The organism is Shewanella sp. HL-SH4, assembly GCF_051164845.1.
Taxonomy (GTDB): domain Bacteria; phylum Pseudomonadota; class Gammaproteobacteria; order Enterobacterales; family Shewanellaceae; genus Shewanella; species Shewanella glacialimarina.
In genome coordinates this window covers 809,955-830,052 of the sequence record NZ_CP195037.1, presented here as the reverse complement: position 1 = coordinate 830,052, position 20,098 = coordinate 809,955, and the positions used below count along the sequence as shown (strand labels likewise).

13 protein-coding genes are annotated in these 20,098 nt (G+C 41.8%); 8 read left to right on the top strand and 5 right to left on the bottom strand.

The features are described from left to right. Positions 1-30 precede the first annotated feature (30 nt). The gene (guaA, locus tag ACRWQL_RS04595; protein ID WP_434930202.1) at positions 31-1,608 is read left to right on the top strand and encodes a glutamine-hydrolyzing GMP synthase; all 1,578 of its coding nucleotides are present in this window, start codon (positions 31-33) and stop codon (positions 1,606-1,608) included. A 101-nt stretch (positions 1,609-1,709) separates the two neighbouring features. Next, positions 1,710-2,252: a tRNA adenosine(34) deaminase TadA gene (tadA, locus tag ACRWQL_RS04590; protein ID WP_434953335.1), complete on the top strand. Its 543-nt coding sequence runs from the start codon at positions 1,710-1,712 to the stop codon at positions 2,250-2,252. A 295-nt stretch (positions 2,253-2,547) separates the two neighbouring features. On the opposite strand, the gene mltF is transcribed toward tadA, so the two are convergent. Continuing rightward, complete coding sequence (gene mltF / locus ACRWQL_RS04585; RefSeq protein ID WP_434952599.1) at positions 2,548-3,993, bottom strand: membrane-bound lytic murein transglycosylase MltF; 1,446 nt, start codon at positions 3,991-3,993, stop codon at positions 2,548-2,550. 426 nt (positions 3,994-4,419) lie between these two features. Between mltF and purL the strand changes: the two genes are divergently transcribed. From purL to cydX, 4 genes are all read left to right on the top strand, one after another. Continuing rightward, a complete protein-coding gene (purL, locus tag ACRWQL_RS04580) occupies positions 4,420-8,301 on the top strand; it encodes a phosphoribosylformylglycinamidine synthase (protein ID WP_434953334.1) in 3,882 nt (1,293 codons plus the stop codon). Positions 8,302-9,403: 1,102 nt separating this feature from the next. Then, positions 9,404-10,960, top strand: a complete 1,557-nt coding sequence (locus tag ACRWQL_RS04575) for a cytochrome ubiquinol oxidase subunit I (protein ID WP_434952598.1) — start codon at positions 9,404-9,406, stop codon at positions 10,958-10,960. A gap of 15 nt (positions 10,961-10,975) precedes the next feature. Beyond that, a complete protein-coding gene (cydB, locus tag ACRWQL_RS04570; RefSeq protein WP_434952597.1) occupies positions 10,976-12,115 on the top strand; it encodes a cytochrome d ubiquinol oxidase subunit II in 1,140 nt (379 codons plus the stop codon). Positions 12,116-12,130: 15 nt separating this feature from the next. Continuing rightward, the gene (cydX, locus tag ACRWQL_RS04565) at positions 12,131-12,241 is read left to right on the top strand and encodes a cytochrome bd-I oxidase subunit CydX (protein WP_226410518.1); all 111 of its coding nucleotides are present in this window, start codon (positions 12,131-12,133) and stop codon (positions 12,239-12,241) included. A 144-nt stretch (positions 12,242-12,385) separates the two neighbouring features. On the opposite strand, the gene ACRWQL_RS04560 is transcribed toward cydX, so the two are convergent. Both ACRWQL_RS04560 and ACRWQL_RS04555 read right to left on the bottom strand, forming a co-directional pair. After that, on the bottom strand, positions 12,386-15,442 hold the full coding sequence (locus ACRWQL_RS04560; RefSeq protein ID WP_434952596.1) for an efflux RND transporter permease subunit: 3,057 nt from the start codon (positions 15,440-15,442) through the stop codon (positions 12,386-12,388). Next, positions 15,439-16,569, bottom strand: coding sequence for an efflux RND transporter periplasmic adaptor subunit (locus ACRWQL_RS04555; RefSeq protein WP_434952595.1), 1,131 nt, complete (start codon positions 16,567-16,569; stop codon positions 15,439-15,441). Before ACRWQL_RS04555 ends, ACRWQL_RS04560 begins: the two co-directional genes overlap by 4 nt. 188 nt (positions 16,570-16,757) lie before the next feature. Between ACRWQL_RS04555 and ACRWQL_RS04550 the strand changes: the two genes are divergently transcribed. Both ACRWQL_RS04550 and ACRWQL_RS04545 read left to right on the top strand, forming a co-directional pair. Next, positions 16,758-17,396 (top strand): TetR/AcrR family transcriptional regulator, encoded by a 639-nt coding sequence (locus tag ACRWQL_RS04550; RefSeq protein ID WP_434928687.1) that lies wholly within the window; start codon positions 16,758-16,760, stop codon positions 17,394-17,396. A gap of 180 nt (positions 17,397-17,576) precedes the next feature. Further along, a complete protein-coding gene (locus tag ACRWQL_RS04545; RefSeq protein WP_434952594.1) occupies positions 17,577-18,554 on the top strand; it encodes a DUF6268 family outer membrane beta-barrel protein in 978 nt (325 codons plus the stop codon). A 106-nt stretch (positions 18,555-18,660) separates the two neighbouring features. On the opposite strand, the gene ACRWQL_RS04540 is transcribed toward ACRWQL_RS04545, so the two are convergent. Together ACRWQL_RS04540 and ACRWQL_RS04535 are read right to left on the bottom strand one after the other, a co-directional pair. Continuing rightward, a complete protein-coding gene (locus ACRWQL_RS04540) occupies positions 18,661-19,113 on the bottom strand; it encodes an LPP20 family lipoprotein (protein ID WP_434952592.1) in 453 nt (150 codons plus the stop codon). Continuing rightward, entirely contained in the window at positions 19,110-19,820 is a 711-nt protein-coding gene (locus ACRWQL_RS04535; protein WP_226410512.1) for a FlgO family outer membrane protein, read from the bottom strand. Before ACRWQL_RS04535 ends, ACRWQL_RS04540 begins: the two co-directional genes overlap by 4 nt. Between the last annotated feature and the right edge of the window lie 278 nt (positions 19,821-20,098).

The window sequence follows — 20,098 nt, the reverse complement described above, 5'->3', positions numbered from 1 at the left end:
TATGCATTAATCAATATTTGAAGGTAATCCATGAGTAATATCCATGAGCATAAGATACTGATCCTTGATTTTGGTTCTCAGTACACCCAACTTATCGCCCGCCGTATTCGTGAAATTGGCGTTTATTGTGAACTTTGGGCTTGGGATGTAAGCGAAGAGCAAATCCGCGGTTTTGCCCCAAATGGTATTATTTTAGCGGGTGGTCCAGAAAGTGTGACAGCTGCTAATTCTCCACGTGCTCCAGAGTACGTGTTCAACGCTGGCGTACCTGTTTTAGGTATTTGTTACGGCATGCAAACTATGTCTGAGCAGCTTGGTGGTAAAGTCATTCAAGGCATAGGTGAAGGTGAGTTTGGCTATGCTCAAATAGAGTTACAAACTACTTCTGCATTATTTAAAAGCATTGAAGATGCTGTTAGCGCCGAAGGTAAGCCTCTTCTTGATGTGTGGATGAGCCACGGTGATAAAGTGTCAGCCATTCCAGAAGGTTTTGTTGCTGTCGCTAAAACCGATACCTGTCCTTTTGCGGCAATGGCCAATGAAGACAAAAGATTCTACGGCGTACAATTTCATCCAGAAGTAACCCACACTCGTCAAGGTCAGCGTATGCTTGAGCATTTCGCCCTTGAAATTTGTGGTTGTCCAGCCAACTGGAAACCATCATCGATTATTGAAGACGCGGTTGAGCGTTTAAAGCAACAAATCGGTGATGATGAAGTTATTTTAGGGTTATCTGGCGGAGTAGATTCATCGGTTGTGGCCATGCTGCTGCATCGTGCTATTGGTGACAAATTAACCTGTGTGTTCGTTGATAATGGCTTATTACGCTTAAACGAAGCTGATCAAGTATTAGAGATGTTTGGCGATCACTTTGGACTCAAAATTGTCCATGTCGATGCTGAGAATCGCTTTTTAGATGCATTAGCATCAGAAGCAGAACCAGAAGCTAAACGTAAAATTATTGGCCGCGTATTTGTTGAAATTTTTGATGAAGAATCTAAAAAATGCGCCAATGCTAAATGGTTAGCCCAAGGTACTATCTATCCTGATGTAATTGAATCAGCAGGTAGTGCTACAGGTAAAGCGCATGTAATTAAATCACACCACAATGTTGGCGGATTACCTGCCGATATGAAAATGGGCTTAGTTGAGCCATTACGTGAGTTATTTAAAGATGAAGTGCGTAAAATTGGTCTTGAATTAGGCTTACCATACAATATGCTTTACCGTCACCCATTCCCTGGGCCTGGTCTTGGGGTACGCGTATTAGGCGAAGTGAAGAAAGAGTATTGTGACTTACTGCGCCGCGCTGATGCTATCTTCATTGAAGAATTACACAAAGCAGATTTATACAACAAAGTCAGCCAAGCGTTTACCGTGTTTTTACCTGTACGTTCTGTTGGCGTGATGGGTGATGGCCGTAAATATGATTGGGTTGTATCATTGCGTGCAGTGGAAACAATCGACTTTATGACTGCGCATTGGGCACACTTACCTTATGATTTCTTAGGGCGTGTATCTAACCGGATTATCAATGAAGTAGATGGTATTTCACGAGTAGTTTACGATATATCAGGTAAGCCTCCAGCAACGATTGAATGGGAATAATGCGTCAGCATTAAGCCTGCTTATTCATAAAAAAGACGCTTCGGCGTCTTTTTTATTTGCTAGAATAGCGCCGTACAATCATTGCCTAGGTTAATAAAGTGATAAACACCCCAGAAAAAGACACTCAAGAAGCTATCGACATTAAGTGGATGCGTGTTGCCATGCAACTTGCTGAGCTAGCAGAGCAAAAGGGCGAAGTGCCTGTGGGTGCTGTATTAGTCAAAGATGATGTGATGATTGCCAGTGGCTTTAATTTAAGTATTTTAAATCACGACCCTACCGCACATGCCGAAATGGAATGTATTCGCCAGGCGGGTCAAATGTTAGCTAATTATCGTATGTTAGAGACCACTTTATATGTCACCTTAGAGCCTTGCACTATGTGCGCGGGAGCCATGATCCACAGCCGTATTAAGCGGGTGGTTTATGGTGCAGATGATTTAAAAACAGGTGCAGCGGGGAGTGTGATGAATATACTGCAACATCCGGCATTTAATCATCAGCTCGAAGTGACTTCTGGTGTACTAGCGCCAGAATGTGGTAATCAGTTAAGTGCTTTTTTCTCCCGTCGCCGAGCTGAGAAAAAAGCCCTAAAACAAGCACGGCAGTTAGCTATCGAGCCTGATGGTATCAAAGGCCGTTAAGCATATTTTTTTAGCAAAAAATCATTTGTTAAATATCAAAGTTTTTCTTTCCAGCCTCTATGATTTTAATAACTGATGGTTCAATAAGTGATGTAACTAAAGCTATCAAAATAGACATAAAAAAACGGATGCCTAGGCATCCGGAGTTTGGAAAGAGAAGAAAATATGCTGTCTATTCTTGATACGTCTTTTTTGCAGCTTTAACATTACCCGTCTGCGAGACATAAAATTACTTGCTAGTGGTCTTTTCATAATGACTCCATATACATTTTCGACTGGTATTATAACATCAATGCTAACCCTTAGGGGTTGTTGTTGAGTCTGCTAGTGGTTCTATATTGTCGGCAACGGCTTCAGGCGTTGGCTCTGAGTCGATAATGTCTATTTGCTTAGTTTGATCATCAATCCAGACTAGCGTGTCATAATAACGACGAATACTATCAACGTAATGCACAGCTTCACTTCCACGAGCATAACCATAGCGCGTTTGTTTATAATATTTAGATTGCTGTAATAAAGGCAATACCTTTTTAACATCTCGCCAAGCATCGGGGTCCATTCCCATCGATTCTGTTAGTCTACGGGCGTCTTCCACGTGTCCTAAACCAATATTATATGAGGCTAGGGCAAACCAAATTCGCTGATTATCTGAAATAGTATCAGGTAAGCGCTCCATCATATCTTTTAAATAAAATGCACCGCCTCGAATACTTTGCTCTGGATCAAGCCGGTTATCGACTCCCACATAAGCCGCTGTAGGAAGCGTTAACATCATCATGCCCCTAACACCAGTTGGTGAGCGAGCTGAAGGATTCCAATGGGATTCTTGATAACTGGCAGCGGCTAATTTACGCCAATCAAAGTCGCCAGAATATTGTTCAAACATACTACGGTATTCAGGTAACACATTATCGATAGCCCGGATAAAAGCGCGGGTATCGACATAATCAAACCGTTTAACGTGACCAAAATACTTTTCGTTTAAATGCTCTAAGGTGCCCGCGCGCTTTTCATTATGCCAAAAAGCCAGTAATTTGCTCATTAAGCGATCACTTTCATCAGGTGGTAAAAGCCACACGACTTCAAGCTTCTCTTCTAAAATCATACCTTCACGTAACTCGGGTAAAAAACGTTGGTTGATTAATAAACTGTTTGAATCTGCAATAGTGTAGTTGATGTCGCCATTGGCCACTAAGGCAAATAAATCTTCATAGTCTTTATCATTTACTTGATTCCACATTAAATCGGGATGATTTTTTTGCAACTGGGTTAACGTGTGTATAGAAGACGAATTAGACGCAACCGTGATCTCACCCGCTAGATTGGCAATATCCTTAGGTTCTGGGGTGCCTTCTTTATAAACCAGTACTTGATTAACCTTGTACATGGTTGGGCCAAGTTTAAATTGCTTTATGCGGTTGGGGGTTTTCGCGATACCGGCAGCAATAATGTCAATTTTACCTTGCTTAAGTGCACTAAATAATTGTTTACGGTCCGTAAAAGGTACCATTTGTAATGGTACACCTAGATAATCAGCAAACTTGCTTGCCATTTCAAAATCAAAGCCTGACTCTCCCAACTCTTCCGAGTTAAGATAAATTTGTGGACCATAAAGCGTGCCGACACGAAGTTCAGTGTGCTTTGGTGCTGAAGGTATAATGTCTTCTATTTGTTGTTTTTCGGCTGGTTGACATGCCGAGATAAAAATAACAAATAAAATGGAAAGTATTTTTTTTATCATATATTTCAATAGATTATTTAATGAAAAGGTTGTTGGGAATCAAAATAAATGGCTATTGTAAGCTCATGCAGAAAGAGTTAATCGCTAAGCTGTTGGGTATTTTATGCCGCCTACTTTAGCAGGAGTTATTAAAATCGCATAGTGCTGGTTAAAATAACAGCGATTATGCTGAGCTAAATGATGAAATTGCTTTGTCAATGTTATGCCAATGTTACGGTTAGGGTGCTTAACAAGGCTAATTATCCATAACCTTTAGTATAGAGGTTAGATTGACTTTTTGGGTTTTGCTTTGCTTTGTTGGCTCGATATTTTGTCTATTAGGAAACACTGTTTTCAAACAGCATGGTAGGTGATTTGTACTGTGCAATTCCCTATAATAGCGCCAATTCTGACCCTCCTATATAATTTATAAGGTGAATAGACGTGATGGAAATCATTCGCGGAGCCCCAGCACTTTCTGCATTTAGAGTTCAAAAACTCATCGAGGCCTGCGACAGCGCAGATCTTCCTGTGAAAAGTATCTACGCTGAATATACGCATTTAGCTGATTTAACTGAACAATTAGATGATAATGAGCGTGTTCAGCTTGAACGAATTCTTACCTATGGCCCTGCCATTGAGTCCCACGCCCCACAAGGACAATTAATTTTTATCACGCCTCGTCCTGGCACTATTTCGCCTTGGTCTTCTAAAGCTACTGACATAGCCCGTAACTGCGGCTTAAGTAAAGTAAAGCGTTTAGAACGTGGTATTGCCTACTATGTTGAATCACAAGTGTTAACGACTGAGCAATATGCCCAGTTAGTGAGCTTGCTACACGACCGCATGATGGAAGTTGTACTTAACGATTTCGCCGCTGCAGATGTGTTGTTTACTCGAACAGAGCCTGCAAAGTTCAAAAGTATTAATATTCTTGCCGAAGGTCGCCGTGCATTAGAAGTGGCTAACGTCAAATTAGGTCTAGCCCTGGCTGAAGATGAAATTGACTATCTAGTCGAGAACTTTGTGCGTTTGAAGCGTAATCCAAACGACATCGAGCTGATGATGTTTGCTCAAGCAAACTCTGAGCATTGCCGCCATAAAATCTTTAATGCTGATTGGACAATTGATGGTGAAGTTCAGCCAAAATCATTGTTCAAAATGATTAAAAACACTTTTGAAGTGACTCCAGATTTCGTGCTGTCAGCGTATAAAGACAATGCTGCGGTAATGACAGGGCCTGTTGCGGGTCGCTTCTTCCCTGATCCAGATGGCGTTTATAACTACCACACCGAACCTATGCATATCTTGATGAAAGTGGAAACCCACAATCATCCAACCGCAATTAGCCCGTATCCTGGCGCGGCTACAGGTTCTGGCGGTGAAATTCGTGATGAAGGTGCGACTGGTCGCGGTTCAAAACCTAAAGCAGGTTTAACCGGTTTTACGGTTTCTAACTTGAAAATTCCGGGTTTTGTTCACCCATGGGAAGATAATTATGGCAAGCCTGACCGTATCGTCACACCACTTGAAATTATGCTTGAAGGCCCATTAGGTGGCGCGGCATTTAACAACGAGTTTGGCCGTCCTGCTATTACAGGTTATTTCCGTACCTATGAGCAGCAAGTGTCTAGCCATAACGGTGTGGAAGTACGTGGATACCATAAGCCAATCATGATAGCGGGTGGTTTAGGTAATATTCGTGATGAGCATGTGCAAAAAGGCGAGATTACCGTTGGCGCTAAGCTAATTGTATTAGGTGGCCCTGCAATGAACATCGGACTTGGTGGTGGTGCAGCATCTTCTATGGCATCAGGCCAATCAAGTGAAGATTTAGATTTTGCTTCAGTGCAACGTGAAAACCCAGAAATGGAACGTCGTTGTCAGGAAGTTATCGATCGTTGCTGGCAGTTGGGTGATGCGAATCCAATTCAGTTTATTCACGATGTGGGTGCTGGTGGATTATCAAATGCCTTCCCTGAATTGGTAAATGATGCAGATCGTGGCGGGGTGTTTAATTTACGTAACGTGCCGTCAGATGAGCCAGGCATGAGTCCGCTTGAAATTTGGTGTAACGAGTCACAAGAACGTTATGTATTGTCTGTTGCGCCTGAGAATCTACAGCAATTTGCAGATATTTGTGCCCGCGAACGTGCACCTTTTGCCGTTGTTGGTGAAGCGACTGAAGAAATGCATCTAACGCTTGCAGACAGTCACTTTAACAACAAGCCAATCGACTTACCGCTTGAAGTCTTATTAGGCAAAGCGCCTAAAATGAGCCGTGATGTAGTATCTGCTAAAGCGGTTTCACCCGCGTTAGACCAAGCTAAAATTGATGTTAAAGAAGCGGTTAAGCGTATTTTAACCTTGCCTACAGTGGCAGATAAAGGTTTCTTGATTACCATTGGTGACCGTTCAGTTACCGGTTTAGTTAACCGTGACCAAATGGTTGGCCCTTGGCAGGTGCCAGTTGCCGACTGTGCGGTAACGGCATCAAGCTATGACAGCTACTGCGGTGAAGCTATGTCTATGGGCGAACGTACACCGTTAGCTTTGCTTGATTTTGATGCATCAGCCCGTATGGCGGTGGCTGAATCAATCATGAACATTGCGGGCACAGATATTGGCACATTTAAACGTATTAAGTTGTCAGCAAACTGGATGTCTCCAGCAGGTCACCCTGGTGAAGATGCCGGTTTATATCAAGCTGTGAAAGCCATTGGCGAGGACCTTTGTCCTGAACTTGGTATTACCATTCCTGTCGGTAAAGACTCAATGTCAATGAAGACGGCCTGGGAAGATAACGGCGTGCAAAAAACCGTGACCTCACCTATGTCGTTAGTGATCACCGCCTTTGGTGTAGTACAAGACATTCGTAAAACAGTCACGCCAGAACTTCGCACCGATAAAGGCGATACCGCTTTATTAATGCTCGATTTAAGCAATGGTCAAAACCGTTTAGGTGGCTCTTGTTTAGCTCAGGTTTACAGTGAATTAGGCGATGTTGCGCCAACATTGGATAAAACTGCTAACCTAGCAGGCTTCTTTGAAGTGATGCAAAAATTAGTGGCTGACCAAGCTGTTATCGCTTATCACGATCGCAGTGACGGTGGCTTATTTACCACATTAGTGGAAATGGCTTTTGCCGGTAATACTGGCTTAAACATCGATTTAGCCAGCTTGAACGGTACTGATTTAGAGCGTTTATTTAACGAAGAGTTAGGTGCTGTTATTCAAGTTAGCCAAGGTGACGCTGTTAATATAGCTGCTCTGTTTGAAGCTAAAGGGGTAACTTGCCATAACATTGGTGGCCTACAAGCCGCTGATATGATTAGCATCACTGATGGTCAGCGCATTATTTTTGCCGATACTCGCACCGCTTTACGGACGTTATGGTCTGAAACCACTTACCGCATTCAAGCGCTACGTGATAACCCAGAATGTGCTAAAGAAGAGTTCGCGCTTAAGCAACAAGCTGATGCACCTGGCTTAACCGTTAAGTTAGCTTTTGATCCAAGTGTTGACGTTGCAGCGCCTTATATCTTAAAAGGTTTAGCGCCTAAGATGGCTATTTTACGTGAGCAAGGGGTTAACTCTCACATTGAAATGGCTGCGGCATTTGACCGTGCTGGATTTGAAAGCCGTGATGTGCATATGTCAGATATTCTATCAGGACGTATTAGCTTGGAAGAATTCCAAGGCCTAGTGGCGTGTGGTGGTTTCTCTTACGGTGATGTATTAGGTGCTGGTGAAGGTTGGGCTAAGTCAATTCTGTTCAACAGTCGTGCCCGTGATGAATTTAGCCGATTTTTTGAGCGTGACGCTAGCATTGCTTTAGGTGTATGTAATGGTTGTCAGATGTTATCTAACTTGAAAGAAATCATTCCAGGTAGTGAACATTGGCCACACTTTGTCCGTAACCGTTCAGAACGTTTTGAAGCACGTTTCAGTTTGGTTGAAGTGCAACAAACGCCATCTGTCTTTTTTGAAGGCATGGTCGGTTCGCGTATGCCTATCGCTGTTTCACATGGCGAAGGTTTAGCTGAATTTGCCAATGCACAAGCATTAGCAAAAGCTGAGGCGTCAGGCACTATTGCATTGCGTTATGTTGATGGCCATGGCCAAGTTGCTACTCAATACCCTTTAAATCCAAATGGTTCACCAAATGGTTTAACGGGTGTGTGTACGACTGATGGTCGTGTAACGATTATGATGCCGCACCCTGAGCGTGTATTTAGAACCGTAGCCAACTCTTGGCACCCAGAAGAGTGGGGCGAAGATAGCCCATGGATGCGTATGTTCCGCAATGCTCGAGTTAAGATTGGCTAGTTAGTCTTAAGCTTAGCGCTGTAAATTGAACTAATAAAAAGGTGACTATTTATAGTCGCCTTTTCTATTTTTATCGCTAAAACATTCCGTTACGACTAGTGGTAGAATTGTTAGGCGTAAAAAAGCCCATTCAGTGATGAATGGGCTTTTTTGTCTCAATCATCGTATTGTTTAAAAAGACAATGATTGGCTATTTTGCGCTAACAAAATATCAAATAGGATAAAACGAATTATTTCATTTCTTTTGCGTTGTACATCTCAACAAAAGCACGCTTGTATAAGCTGACAACGTTTTCAAATAATTTAGTCATAGCAACATCTCTTAGATCAATAAGTTCAGTAACTGAACGATAAAAAACACCTTGGGCTTAAGATAACGACTCCCTGGCATGTATGCTGCTCGTTTTCTTAATACGTATATCATACTGAGATTGAAGTTTGGGTTCAAACGAGTAAAAATGATTATTAGACATTAGATAATCTAATGGTTGACTTGTGATATTATTGTTTTAATTTGTTGTGTTTTTTGTTTTGCAATTGATTATTAAGGTTTTTATATATGATTTTTAATTTTATAATATTTATATAATTAATCCATTATTGGTTACTCTTACCATTTCATACTTTCTATTAACAATTGGTGTAAGTTGTGACTTTTATTGTTGATTAAGGTCGATGCGTTTTTTGTTTCCTAGCAAGTGGCATGTTTTTGTCAATACCTAAAAGTGGGGGGTGATATATGTGATAGTCGGGGAGATGATTTTTTATGATTAAATTGTGAACTGTCTGACATTAAATTCAAAGTTAGTAAGAGTCGGTTTTGAGCTAAGTAGATGATTATTTATATTAAAAGTAGATTCATTCGAAAAATCTAATGTTTATCACATTTTTGATTAAAAAACATGACCTTTTGCTTAATTATACCTTAATATATATACCGTTTAGAATTGGACTTGAAAACGCAGGCAAACAGATTAATTTATCATGTTATACACATTGGTGAGTTGTTTATTGCGTCAATATGACTGTTTTCAGGTATAACGTCATTATAGCAATTATGTTGCTATGCAGTATTTGGTTGTACTGAAGTAAGGAGTCGCCAATGATTATCGAAGAGGTTGTTGAGCTATCGCGTTTACAATTTGCGCTGACAGCCATGTATCACTTTCTGTTTGTTCCCCTCACCTTAGGTTTAGCTTTTATTCTGGCGATCATGGAGTCACTTTATGTGATGACTGATAAACAGATATATAAAGACATGACTAAATTTTGGGGTAAATTATTCGGAATTAACTTTGCCCTAGGTGTCACTACCGGTTTGGCAATGGAATTCCAGTTTGGTACTAACTGGTCCTATTTCTCACATTATGTAGGTGACATTTTTGGGGCGCCATTGGCGATTGAAGGCTTAATGGCATTCTTCCTGGAATCAACCCTAGTGGGGATGTTCTTTTTTGGCTGGGACAGATTCAGCAAGCGTCAGCATTTAGCTGTTACTTGGTTGGTTGCGCTTGGCTCTAACATGTCTGCGTTGTGGATTTTGGTTGCCAATGGTTGGATGCAAAACCCTGTAGGCTCAGTGTTTAACTACGAAACCATGCGTATGGAAATGACCAGCTTTGCTGAGGTTATTTTCAACCCAGTTGCACAGGTTAAGTTTGTTCACACAGTTGCATCTGGCTACGTCGCTGGTGCCATGTTCGTTCTGGCAATTAGTTCATACTATATTTTAAAGGGCCGTGATTTACCTTTTGCGCGCCGCTCATTTGCGATTGCAGCAAGTTTTGGTATGGCCTCTATTTTATCTGTTATCGTGTTAGGTGATGAGTCTGGTTATAAAGTCGGTGAGGCACAGCGTGTAAAGTTAGCCGCAATTGAAGCTGAATGGCACACTGAACCTGCTCCTGCTGCCTTTACTGTTGTCGGGTTTCCTAACCAGGAAACAATGAATACAGACTACGCGATAAAAATTCCTTACGCGATGGGTATCATTGCGACCCGTTCATTAGATGAGCAGGTTACTGGGATTATTGATTTAATCGATGAGCACGAAATACGTATTCGTAACGGCATGATTGCTTATTCCTTCTTAACCCAATTACGTGCTGGTGATCAAAGCCAAGAACTGCGTGATAATTTTGAAGCAACCAAACATGATTTAGGTTATGGCTTTTTGTTAAAGCGCTATACCGAAAATGTGGTTGATGCAACAGAAGAGCAAATTAAAGCTGCTGCCAAAGATTCTATTCCTAATGTAGCACCTATATTTTGGTCATTCCGTATCATGGTTGGTTCTGGAGTATTAATGCTGTTTATCTTTGCTGCTGCATTCTGGCAAAGTACGCGTCATCAAATCGCAGAGAAAAAATGGGTACTTAAAGCTGCATTATACGGTTTACCATTACCTTGGATTGCCATTGAATGTGGTTGGTTTGTGGCTGAGTATGGCCGTCAACCTTGGACCATTTCTGAAGTGTTACCGACCTTTATGTCAGCCTCAAGTCTAACGACGGCAGACCTGTGGTTCAGTATTATTTCAATTACCTTGTTCTACGCAATATTACTGGTAATAGAAATGTTCTTAATGTTTAAGTATGCCCGTCTTGGCCCTAGTAGCATGAAGACCGGCCGTTATCATTTTGAAAACCAAGATGCTTAATCAGAGGACCTAATTATGTTTGAGTATGAAGTATTAAGATTTATTTGGTGGGCATTAATTGGTGTGCTGTTTATTGGCTTTGCTGTAACAGACGGATTTGATATGGGGGTTGGTGCGTTATTACCCATTATTGGTAAAGATGACACTGAACGCCGTATTATGATTAACACCATCGCGCCCCATTGGGACGGTAACCAGGTGTGGTTAATTACCGCTGGTGGTGCGTTATTCGCTGCCTGGCCAATGGTTTATGCCGTATCATTTTCAGGCTTTTATGTCGCGATGATGTTGGTATTGTTTGCCTTATTCTTGCGTCCTGTTGGGTTTGATTATCGTTCAAAAATCGAAGATCCCAAATGGCGTAAGTCATGGGATTGGGCATTGTTTATTGGCGGTTTTGTGCCCCCGCTGATTATTGGCGTTGCCTTTGGTAACTTGTTGCAAGGTGTACCGTTTAACTTTGATGAGTTTTTACGGGCTAAATACCATGGTGGTTTTTTTGGGTTACTTAATCCATTTGGACTACTAACAGGCCTTGTCTGTGTCAGCATGATCATGATGCATGGTTCTGCCTGGTTACAAATGAAAACAGAAGGCGAGTTACGTGTTCGTGCGGCTAACATGACCCAAATTTTTGGTGGTTTGTTGGTTGTATTATTTGCTGCTGCCGGTCTGTGGCTAGCCAATGGTATTGATGGCTACGTGATTACCTCAACACTTGATTTAGCCGGACCTTCAAACCCAACCACTAAAACGGTTGCGATTGAAGCGGGTGCTTGGTTAGCTAACTATGACAAGTATCCAGTTACCATGTTATTCCCTGCTTTAGGGTTATTAATGCCGTTGCTAGCTATTTTTGCTAGTCGGTTTAACCGCAGCGGATTTGCGTTCTTTTTTAGCGCATTAGCAATAGCGAGTGTCATTTTAACCTGTGGTGCTGCTATGTTCCCATTTGTTATGCCGTCGTCACTTGAACCCAATGTGAGCTTAACCATGTGGGATGCAACAGCAAGCCAAATGACCTTAAAAGTTATGACGTTTGCAGCGATAATCTTTGTTCCAACTGTATTAAGTTATACGATTTGGACTTACTACAAGATGTATGGCCGCTTAAGTCGCAACTTTATTGAAGACAACAAGTCATCACTTTATTAATAGGAGTCATCATCTATGTGGTATTTTGCGTGGATTTTAGGTGTGTTGCTTGCTTGTTCCTTCGGTATCATCAATGCGTTATGGCTTGAAAATACTGAAAACATGGACCGTAATGCCGAAGAGTAATTGCTAGCCCTAGTTTTATAAAATGTAGGTTATTAACATAAAAAGCCGCTTTAGTGATAAAGCGGCTTTTTTAATGATAATTTATTTAGTCCCCATGCTGCCTAATGCAAAGTGGTTTATATTTGTCACTGATTCATTTAATTCTCACAGAGAGAGCTGGCTAGATTTTGGTTTCATAAGTAAACGGTACATCACAGGTACCCAGATGAGTGACAACATGGTGGTTAATAATGTTCCGCCCGCTATCGCAATTGCAAAGGGTGGCCAAAATCCACCGCCAGCAATGATTAACGGTAAAAAACCGCCGATAGTGGTGATGGTTGTCGATCCAATATGGCGGCCACAACTGCTAACGGTATCAACAATTAATGCCATATTGCCTTGTCTGGCCTCAGGTAAGTCCTCAAGTTCAGCCAGAATCACAATGGCGGCATTAATGGCTAATCCCATTAAACCCAATAAACCAATAATCACCGTAAAACCAAATGGGTAGCCAAACACAAACACCACTAATAACCCCAGTCCGGCCGATTGTATGGCGCTGAGTAAAATAATACCGGTTAGCCTAAATGAGTTAAATGACAACACTACTGTGGTCAGCAATAGCGTGACTACCACCACCACATTGGATAATAAGTTCCCCACAGCTTCATTTCGTTTGGCGCTTTCACCGCCGACTTCAATGCGATAACCCGAGGGTAAATTAATCTCAGCTAACTTTTGCTTCACGTCATTTAACACCTGAGCAGGTAATACACCACTGGTGATATAGGCTTCAATGGTATTGACCCGCTCACCGTTACGACGGGGTATTGCACCACGACTGACGCTTATTTCGTTATAAGATAATGCCGACAGTGGAATGCCTGTGCCTGAAGGTGATACCAGATTAAGCTCGGCTAGGCGGGTTGCTTGTTCGCGGCTGTTATCGCCAAGTCTGACTCTAATAGGTAAAGATTCAGTTTGTTCTAAAATACTGCCACCAATAATACCGGTTGTGGCCATTTGCACTTGATTGGCAATATCGGTCAAGCTAAGGCCGCTTATCAAACTAGCGTCTTCGTTGACCTGTAACCATAACTTTGGCGCTCCGGGTGATAGGGTGCCACGGGTATGAATAACATCTGGCGTAGCAATAAGCAGGGCGCGAACCTGATCGCCAATTTCTTTTAATGTGTCAAGATTAGGTCCATAGACTAATAGCTCCACTGGCGCATTAAAAGGTGGGCCTTGCTCTAACTTTCGCACCAAAATTTGTGCTTGAGGGAATGCAATGTCTAGCTCATTTTGTAGCTGTGGGATCAATTGATTAGCGGTTTCAAAGTCTGCAGCTTTAACCATTGCCTGGGCGTAATTAGTCGCCCCTTGTTGACGTTGAGTGAGGTTGTAGTAAAAAGAAGGCGTATTGCCGCCCACAACCCAGGTGACTTCAATAATATCAGTTATCTGTTGTAGCTTTTTATCAATTAAATCCACTTGCTGACGGGTGTTTTCAATACTCACCTGCGGGGCAAGATGGACTTCAATTTGAAACATATCCCTGTCAGACGGCGGGAAAAACTGCTCAGTCATTTGTCCTACAGCCATAAAACCACTTATCGGTAAAATACCCACCAACAATGCGGTTAACAGTGGTCGCTTTAGTGCAAATTCTAAACTGGCTTTAAAAGCATACCCCAACCGTGGAAAGGCCATCCCTTGTTGATACCATGCCGTAGCGGGCTCGCTTCGACTAAAGCGTCCAGCAAGGCCAGCAATAAGCGTATGAGAAATAATGTATGAACCTAAAAGTGCGAACATCACTGAAATAGCAATGCCGCCAACAAATTCACCCGCAGCACCTGGCATTAGCATAATAGGTGCAAAGGCAAGCATGGTGGTAATGGTTGACCCAGCTAACGGGAGCCATAAATGATGCAGAGTCTTCGATACGGCTTCTAGTTTACTCATCCCCTGTTGGCGTCGTTGCGCTATGGCATCAACAATCACAATGGCGTTATCAACCATGATCCCCAATGCAACCACTAAGCCTGTAACTGACATTTGGTGAATAGGTAAGCCAGTGTATTTCATACAGGCTAAGGTAAATAGCGCGGTTAATGGCAGAGATAACGCGACAATAAGTGCATTACGCAGACCGAGCGTGAGCATTAGCACTGCGACAATAATGACAAAACCTTGCAGCAGATTAATCACCAAATCACCTAAACGGACGCTGGTGTAACCTTGCTGGTCAAATAACCATTGTACTTTTATGTTTGCTGGTAAATTTTTTGAAAAAGTCTCAATGGTGTCGGCAACATGTTGTTGCCACACATCCACTCGGTGACTATTTAACATGGTCGCGCCAATCAGCACGCCTTGCTGACTATCTATTAATGCAATGCTGCTGGCTGGAGTTTTAGATTGCCTGCTAATGGTTGCCACATCACCCAAGCGAATGATTTGACCATCATCGTCGACTTTTAATGGTACTTGGCGAATGCGGCTTTGTGAATCGAGCTCACCAGACACTTCAACCAAGGCACGAAATTGATCGTTATTGATTTCGCCAGCTGAAATTTTGCTGTCAGCATTAGTCAGAATTTGTGCAATCGTGCCGGGCGTTAATTTAAGTTGGCTGATTTTATTGCCATCTAACTCAACCAATATTTCTTCTTCTGGTGCGCCATAAAGTCTGGCAAAATCAGTACCTGATAATAATCTAATTCGGCTTTCTAACTCTTTGGCATAGCGATTTAAAATATCACTTCTTACTGGCGAGTCGTCATCCCACACAACACCTAAAATAGCAGTACTGGCATAACCAAATTGATCATCTAATGTGCTGTTTTGTGCTTGTGCGGGTAAGTAACGTTTTGCGTCTGCAACTAAGTCTCGCGCCCTTGACCATACAGGATCGGTTTCTGTAATGGTGTCTTTAAGTTCCAGTTGAATCACCGAAATCCCTGGGCGAGAAGTAGACTGAACCAGCTTTAACTCTTCTAAGCGACGTAACTGAGTTTCTAACTCTTCCGTGACCAGAGCTTCTACGCGTTCAGCTGAAGCGCCCGGGTAGTGGGTTATAACGGATGCAAAACGATTGGTAATATGCGGATCTTCTGTCCGCGGTAGACTAGAAATAGCACCAAGACCTGCCACAAGAAGCAGGGCGATAAATAAACTGGTAAGTCGACCGTTTTCTAAAAAGGCTTTAATCATAATGCCTCCGCCATCACGGTTTTAACAGGTGTCACAACCTGACCTACCACTAGCTTATGTAAACCTTCGACAATAATGGTGTCGTCAGCACTTATTGCACCTTTGATATAAGCTTGGTCTTGATTGGTATAGATAATTTCAACGTCACGACGTTCAATCGCATAGTGATTGCTGCCGCTCATGTCAGCTTGTTTACTTAATACAAATATATTCCACAACCCTCTAACGCCATCAGTTAATGCCGAAATAGGCACCCAATAGCCAGTAACTTGAATGTTTTGATTGTATTCAAGGTAGGCTATTTCACCATTAAGCACAGTGGCATCATTGGGTAAACTTATCCGTAACTGCACTGTACGCGTAATGCTATCAACTTCACCACTGATCCCCGCAATGTTGCCATTGAGGCTTTGCTCACCAACACGCACAAGCACTTGTTGTTGATTAGCTAGTCCTTGTGCCACAGTAATGGGGACACCAATATATGCCTGTTGTTGATCATTACCAATTAAGGTGAACACCGGACTGCCTAAGCCAATAACCTCACCCACATTATGATGTCTTTTACTGATTTTGCCGTTAAAAGGGGCGGTTAAGGTGGATTTTTCAATTTTAAGATTGGTGGCATATAAGCTGGCGTTTAATCTTTGGCGGTTAGCCTGCAAGCCGGTAACTTGTTGCTTGGTCTCATCTAATTGTTGTTCAGAGACGTAATTTTTATCTTTTAAGGCCAAGGTGCGTTTTAGGGTGCTTTGGGCAAGGTCTAGGTCAGCTTTTGTTTGTTGCAGGCTTGCTTCAAGTTGTTGTTTTTCAGCCTGAAGTAAATTGGTATCTAGTGTGGCAAGTGTTTGCCCCTTAATAACGCTATTACCACTATCGACATTTATGCCATTGAGTTTTCCCGCTAGCTCAAAACCAATACCTGTGGTGTTTGCAGAGCGAATAGTACCGGTATAGGTTTGTTCATGTGGATAATAATTGGATGCGACAATGTTTGAGACTGCTACCGTTTGATAACTAACAGACTCTGAATGTTGCTTAACCTCTGAGCCACAGCTACTGACGAGCAATATGCTTAATAGGCCTACCATATATCGATGCATTGAGCGGGTCGATTTATGTTCCATGATTTTATTCTCCAATGCTATCGAGCGTGTATTACACGTTAATAAAACAAGTCTATGTTTAGGTTGATGATGTAATGTTAGTGTTAACTAGACTGCCTAGTCTAGTTTTAAGGAACTAGACTGTCCAGTCCATTTTATGATTAAATAGTGTTAACTGTTTAGCTGATGTGACAACATACGGGGAAAAGATGACAGAAGAACAAACATTGACCCAGAATAATCAAATGACATTATCTAAAAGTGAACAGAAGCGGGTGCAAATTTTGCAATCGGCTATTGATTTATTTTGCCATCAGGGCTTTCCTAATACGAGCATGGATGAAGTGGCTAAACACGCAGGCGTGTCAAAGCAGACTGTATATGCTCATTTTGGCTCGAAGGATGATCTTTTTGTTGCCTCAATAGAATCTAAGTGCGTAGTGCATCAATTGACTGAAAATTTGTTAGTGGATGCTACCGATCCTGAGCGTGTATTAACTTCATTTGCTCAACATTTTGGTGCCATGATAGCGTCAGAAGAAGCCATAACCGTCTTTACTACCTGTGTTGCACAAGTTGATACTCATCCTGAAGTGGCAGCACTTTTTTATGATGCTGGCCCAAAACATATTTTAAATTTAGTCAGTGGTTACCTTAAAAAGGTTAATCAACATGGCCAATATCATTTTAATAACCCCCATGACAGTGCAGTACGATTAAGTCTAATGTTATTTGGTGAGTTGAGAATGCGTTTAGAATTAGGCCTGCCAACAGCGGATTTATTGTCTAAAAGGCAAGCGTACTTAACTGAAACAGCGATGATGTTTTTAAAAGCGCACAAGCTATAATCACTTGAGCCTATAAATAAGAGCCTGTAAATAATATTGTTAAGGACAAAATAATATCATCGTATTTTATAAAAATATGATGATATTGAACCACTTTGTAGCACAATTCGTACTAGTTTAAATACCACACTGTCCTGAGGCAGTATCAATCGACTTGTTACCCTAGAAAGGATGCTTTTAATGACAACTGCACTTCACATTAACTTACAGCTAAATCAATTTAAGCCAAATAAATCTAACCCAGATTATTTATCCAAAATGAGCTTGCTACCTTTATTAGTGACAGGCGTTGTTGCAGGTTTAAGCTTAACAAGTATGAGTGCTTTAGCATCGACATCAGCACCAGATCGTGCGCCTTTTGAGCTCAATGTTGCCAGGACTAGCTCGCAAGCCGCCACTGTGGGTAATAATGGTAATGAATTAAAGCGTGATGTATGGAATGCCAAATTATCCGCGACCATGCCATTAAACAAACAATGGATGATAGGCGCTAACATTGGTTATGATAATCTTGACTATGGCTGGCGTATTAACCAGCAAACTCCCTTAAGAACTAACACTGTGCCCTGGTCTTCTATTGATCAGTACAGCGCTGGACTATCTTTGATTTATCGCCCTGATAATCAGTGGATGTTCATGTTTGCACCTAAAGTGCAATATGCCTATGCCAATACCGCATCATCTTCAAATGCTCAAAGTTATGGCGTAGTTGCTTCAGGTATGTACCGTTTTGAATCTGGCAATATGCTAGGTCTTGGTGTGGCTTATCTTAATGATATATCTGAGGTGCGAACCGTTCCCTATCTTGCGGTACGTTGGCAAATTAATGATAAGTGGGTACTTGCTAACCCGTTCCAAGCCGGATTCAGTGGTCCCGCGGGTTTAGAGTTAACGTATCAGCTTTCAACCGACTGGGATTTTGGTGTCGGTAGCTCTCGTCGTACAGAACGTTTTTTAATTGAAAATGATGATACCACCATTGAAATTGAAGAGTGGGTTAGCTTTTTACGCGCAGGTTGGAAAATTAGCCAAAGCGTTAGCTTGAATGCTTATACTGGTTACTATTTTGGTGGCGAGATGGAGTTAAGTGAGCCACAAACAACTGAAGTGCTCAGTAATGAAGTCGCAGCGGCGTTGGCATTTAAAGTGAAATTTTAATTTTTGACGATAATCATTTAGTTGTTATAAATGCAGTTACTCAAAACAAAACGCCGCAATAATACGCGGCGTTTTGTTTTGTTGAAATAACTTAAGTGCGTTCGGGTTAAAAGTAAGTCACTTCTTTTATCCGTTTTGCGCGGTTTTGTTGCTTGTATAAATGCCAAACCTGTTCAAAATCTAATTCAAGTTCCGTGACATAAAAGTCTCCAGAAGGGTAGGTTTTAACCACTTTTGCACCACGAATAATACCGCTAACAGAGGATTTAACGCTATCGTTAGTCAGTAGCCACTCACTGACATTGCTAACCGCATCAATCTTCTGCCCATATACTTGTTCTGCTAATTCACGATAAGCGGCCACTTTTGATGCTTGCATTGCCATCAATACTTTATGTGCCTCAATATTACTTGGTTGGGTAGCGAGTGGGGCATAACCAATGGCTGAAATTTTCGGAAAGTGGCTTGGAGCCTCGGTTTCCCATTGCACATACTTATCATTACTTGTGCAACCCAGCATTAAAAAGCTTAGCACTGTAATTAGTATTAGATTTTTCATTGCTTGTCTCCTATCACAGTGTAACGACTCTGTTTAACATTTTCGGTTCGATAAATTAATCCGTCACGGGTTTGTATTTTATTGGCTGGCAAAACATAGCCGGATAAACTTTGACCTGCGACAAAAGACTGCACCGCCGACACTACACGATTATTGGTTATATCCACCACACGGCCATTAAAATTCACCCCTTCATTGGTGAGGTTTAATGTTGACACTAATACATGAGACACGGGCATGTCAGCGGGAAGTTGTTCCCAGTTTCGGCTTAATATTAATTCGCCTTTTTCTGTCGCGCGCAGTGACGTTGACACATTAAGATCAACTAAATTGAATTCATGGGCGTGAAATGCGCTCAGTAAACTCTGTTGCAGCTGAAGTGCTAACTCATTAGTTTGATTAAAGTCGCTACTCATTACTGGGGTAACAATTAATAAGGGTTGATCAGGACGCAGGGCATCATTTTGTAACACCAACTCATTGACTAATTTTTCAGCCCAAATATTAATTTGTCCCTTGGGCGCTAAACCCGACGCATTAATATCATAAACCAGTTTTTCCTGGTGCACGTCATCAGCGTCTTGATAACCCACTAGTTGGCCATTTTGTGCATAGTCCAAGTTTGCTGCGGGGTTAAGCGTATTACCGCACCCAGCAAGCCCTATGGTGACTAGCATCAGAGCGAGAATAGAAAGCTTGTGCTGCATGATTGAGTCCTTCGCGTCTGTCTAAAAAACAATATTATTCAATTGATACTGATATATCGGCACCGCTTAAATAATCTTTATCTTTATAAAGCGCTGTTTACTTATAAAACTGCAGTCAATAAACCTCAGGCCATTTTAGGTAGACTTAAACTAGATAGAGTTTCATTAATTGTAGCGGCGTTATTCATAGTAGCGCTAATCATAGTGGCGTCAGTCATAGTGTCGTTAGCGAAAGTAAAGATAGATTGGGCACAGTTTTTGCTTGATAAGTTGTTAGT

Bases quoted from the DNA above. Each gene is read 5' to 3' on its own strand.
- ACRWQL_RS04535 (WP_226410512.1), bottom strand. From the start codon at position 19,820: ATGCAGCACAAGCTTTCTATTCTCGCTCTGATGCTAGTCACCATAGGG.
- cydX (WP_226410518.1), top strand. From the start codon at position 12,131: ATGTGGTATTTTGCGTGGATTTTAGGTGTGTTGCTTGCTTGTTCCTTC.
- ACRWQL_RS04550 (WP_434928687.1), top strand. From the start codon at position 16,758: ATGACAGAAGAACAAACATTGACCCAGAATAATCAAATGACATTATCT.
- purL (WP_434953334.1), top strand. From the start codon at position 4,420: ATGGAAATCATTCGCGGAGCCCCAGCACTTTCTGCATTTAGAGTTCAA.
- ACRWQL_RS04545 (WP_434952594.1), top strand. From the start codon at position 17,577: ATGACAACTGCACTTCACATTAACTTACAGCTAAATCAATTTAAGCCA.
- cydB (WP_434952597.1), top strand. From the start codon at position 10,976: ATGTTTGAGTATGAAGTATTAAGATTTATTTGGTGGGCATTAATTGGT.
- ACRWQL_RS04540 (WP_434952592.1), bottom strand. From the start codon at position 19,113: ATGAAAAATCTAATACTAATTACAGTGCTAAGCTTTTTAATGCTGGGT.
- guaA (WP_434930202.1), top strand. From the start codon at position 31: ATGAGTAATATCCATGAGCATAAGATACTGATCCTTGATTTTGGTTCT.
- ACRWQL_RS04555 (WP_434952595.1), bottom strand. From the start codon at position 16,569: ATGGAACATAAATCGACCCGCTCAATGCATCGATATATGGTAGGCCTA.
- ACRWQL_RS04560 (WP_434952596.1), bottom strand. From the start codon at position 15,442: ATGATTAAAGCCTTTTTAGAAAACGGTCGACTTACCAGTTTATTTATC.
- ACRWQL_RS04575 (WP_434952598.1), top strand. From the start codon at position 9,404: ATGATTATCGAAGAGGTTGTTGAGCTATCGCGTTTACAATTTGCGCTG.
- mltF (WP_434952599.1), bottom strand. From the start codon at position 3,993: ATGATAAAAAAAATACTTTCCATTTTATTTGTTATTTTTATCTCGGCA.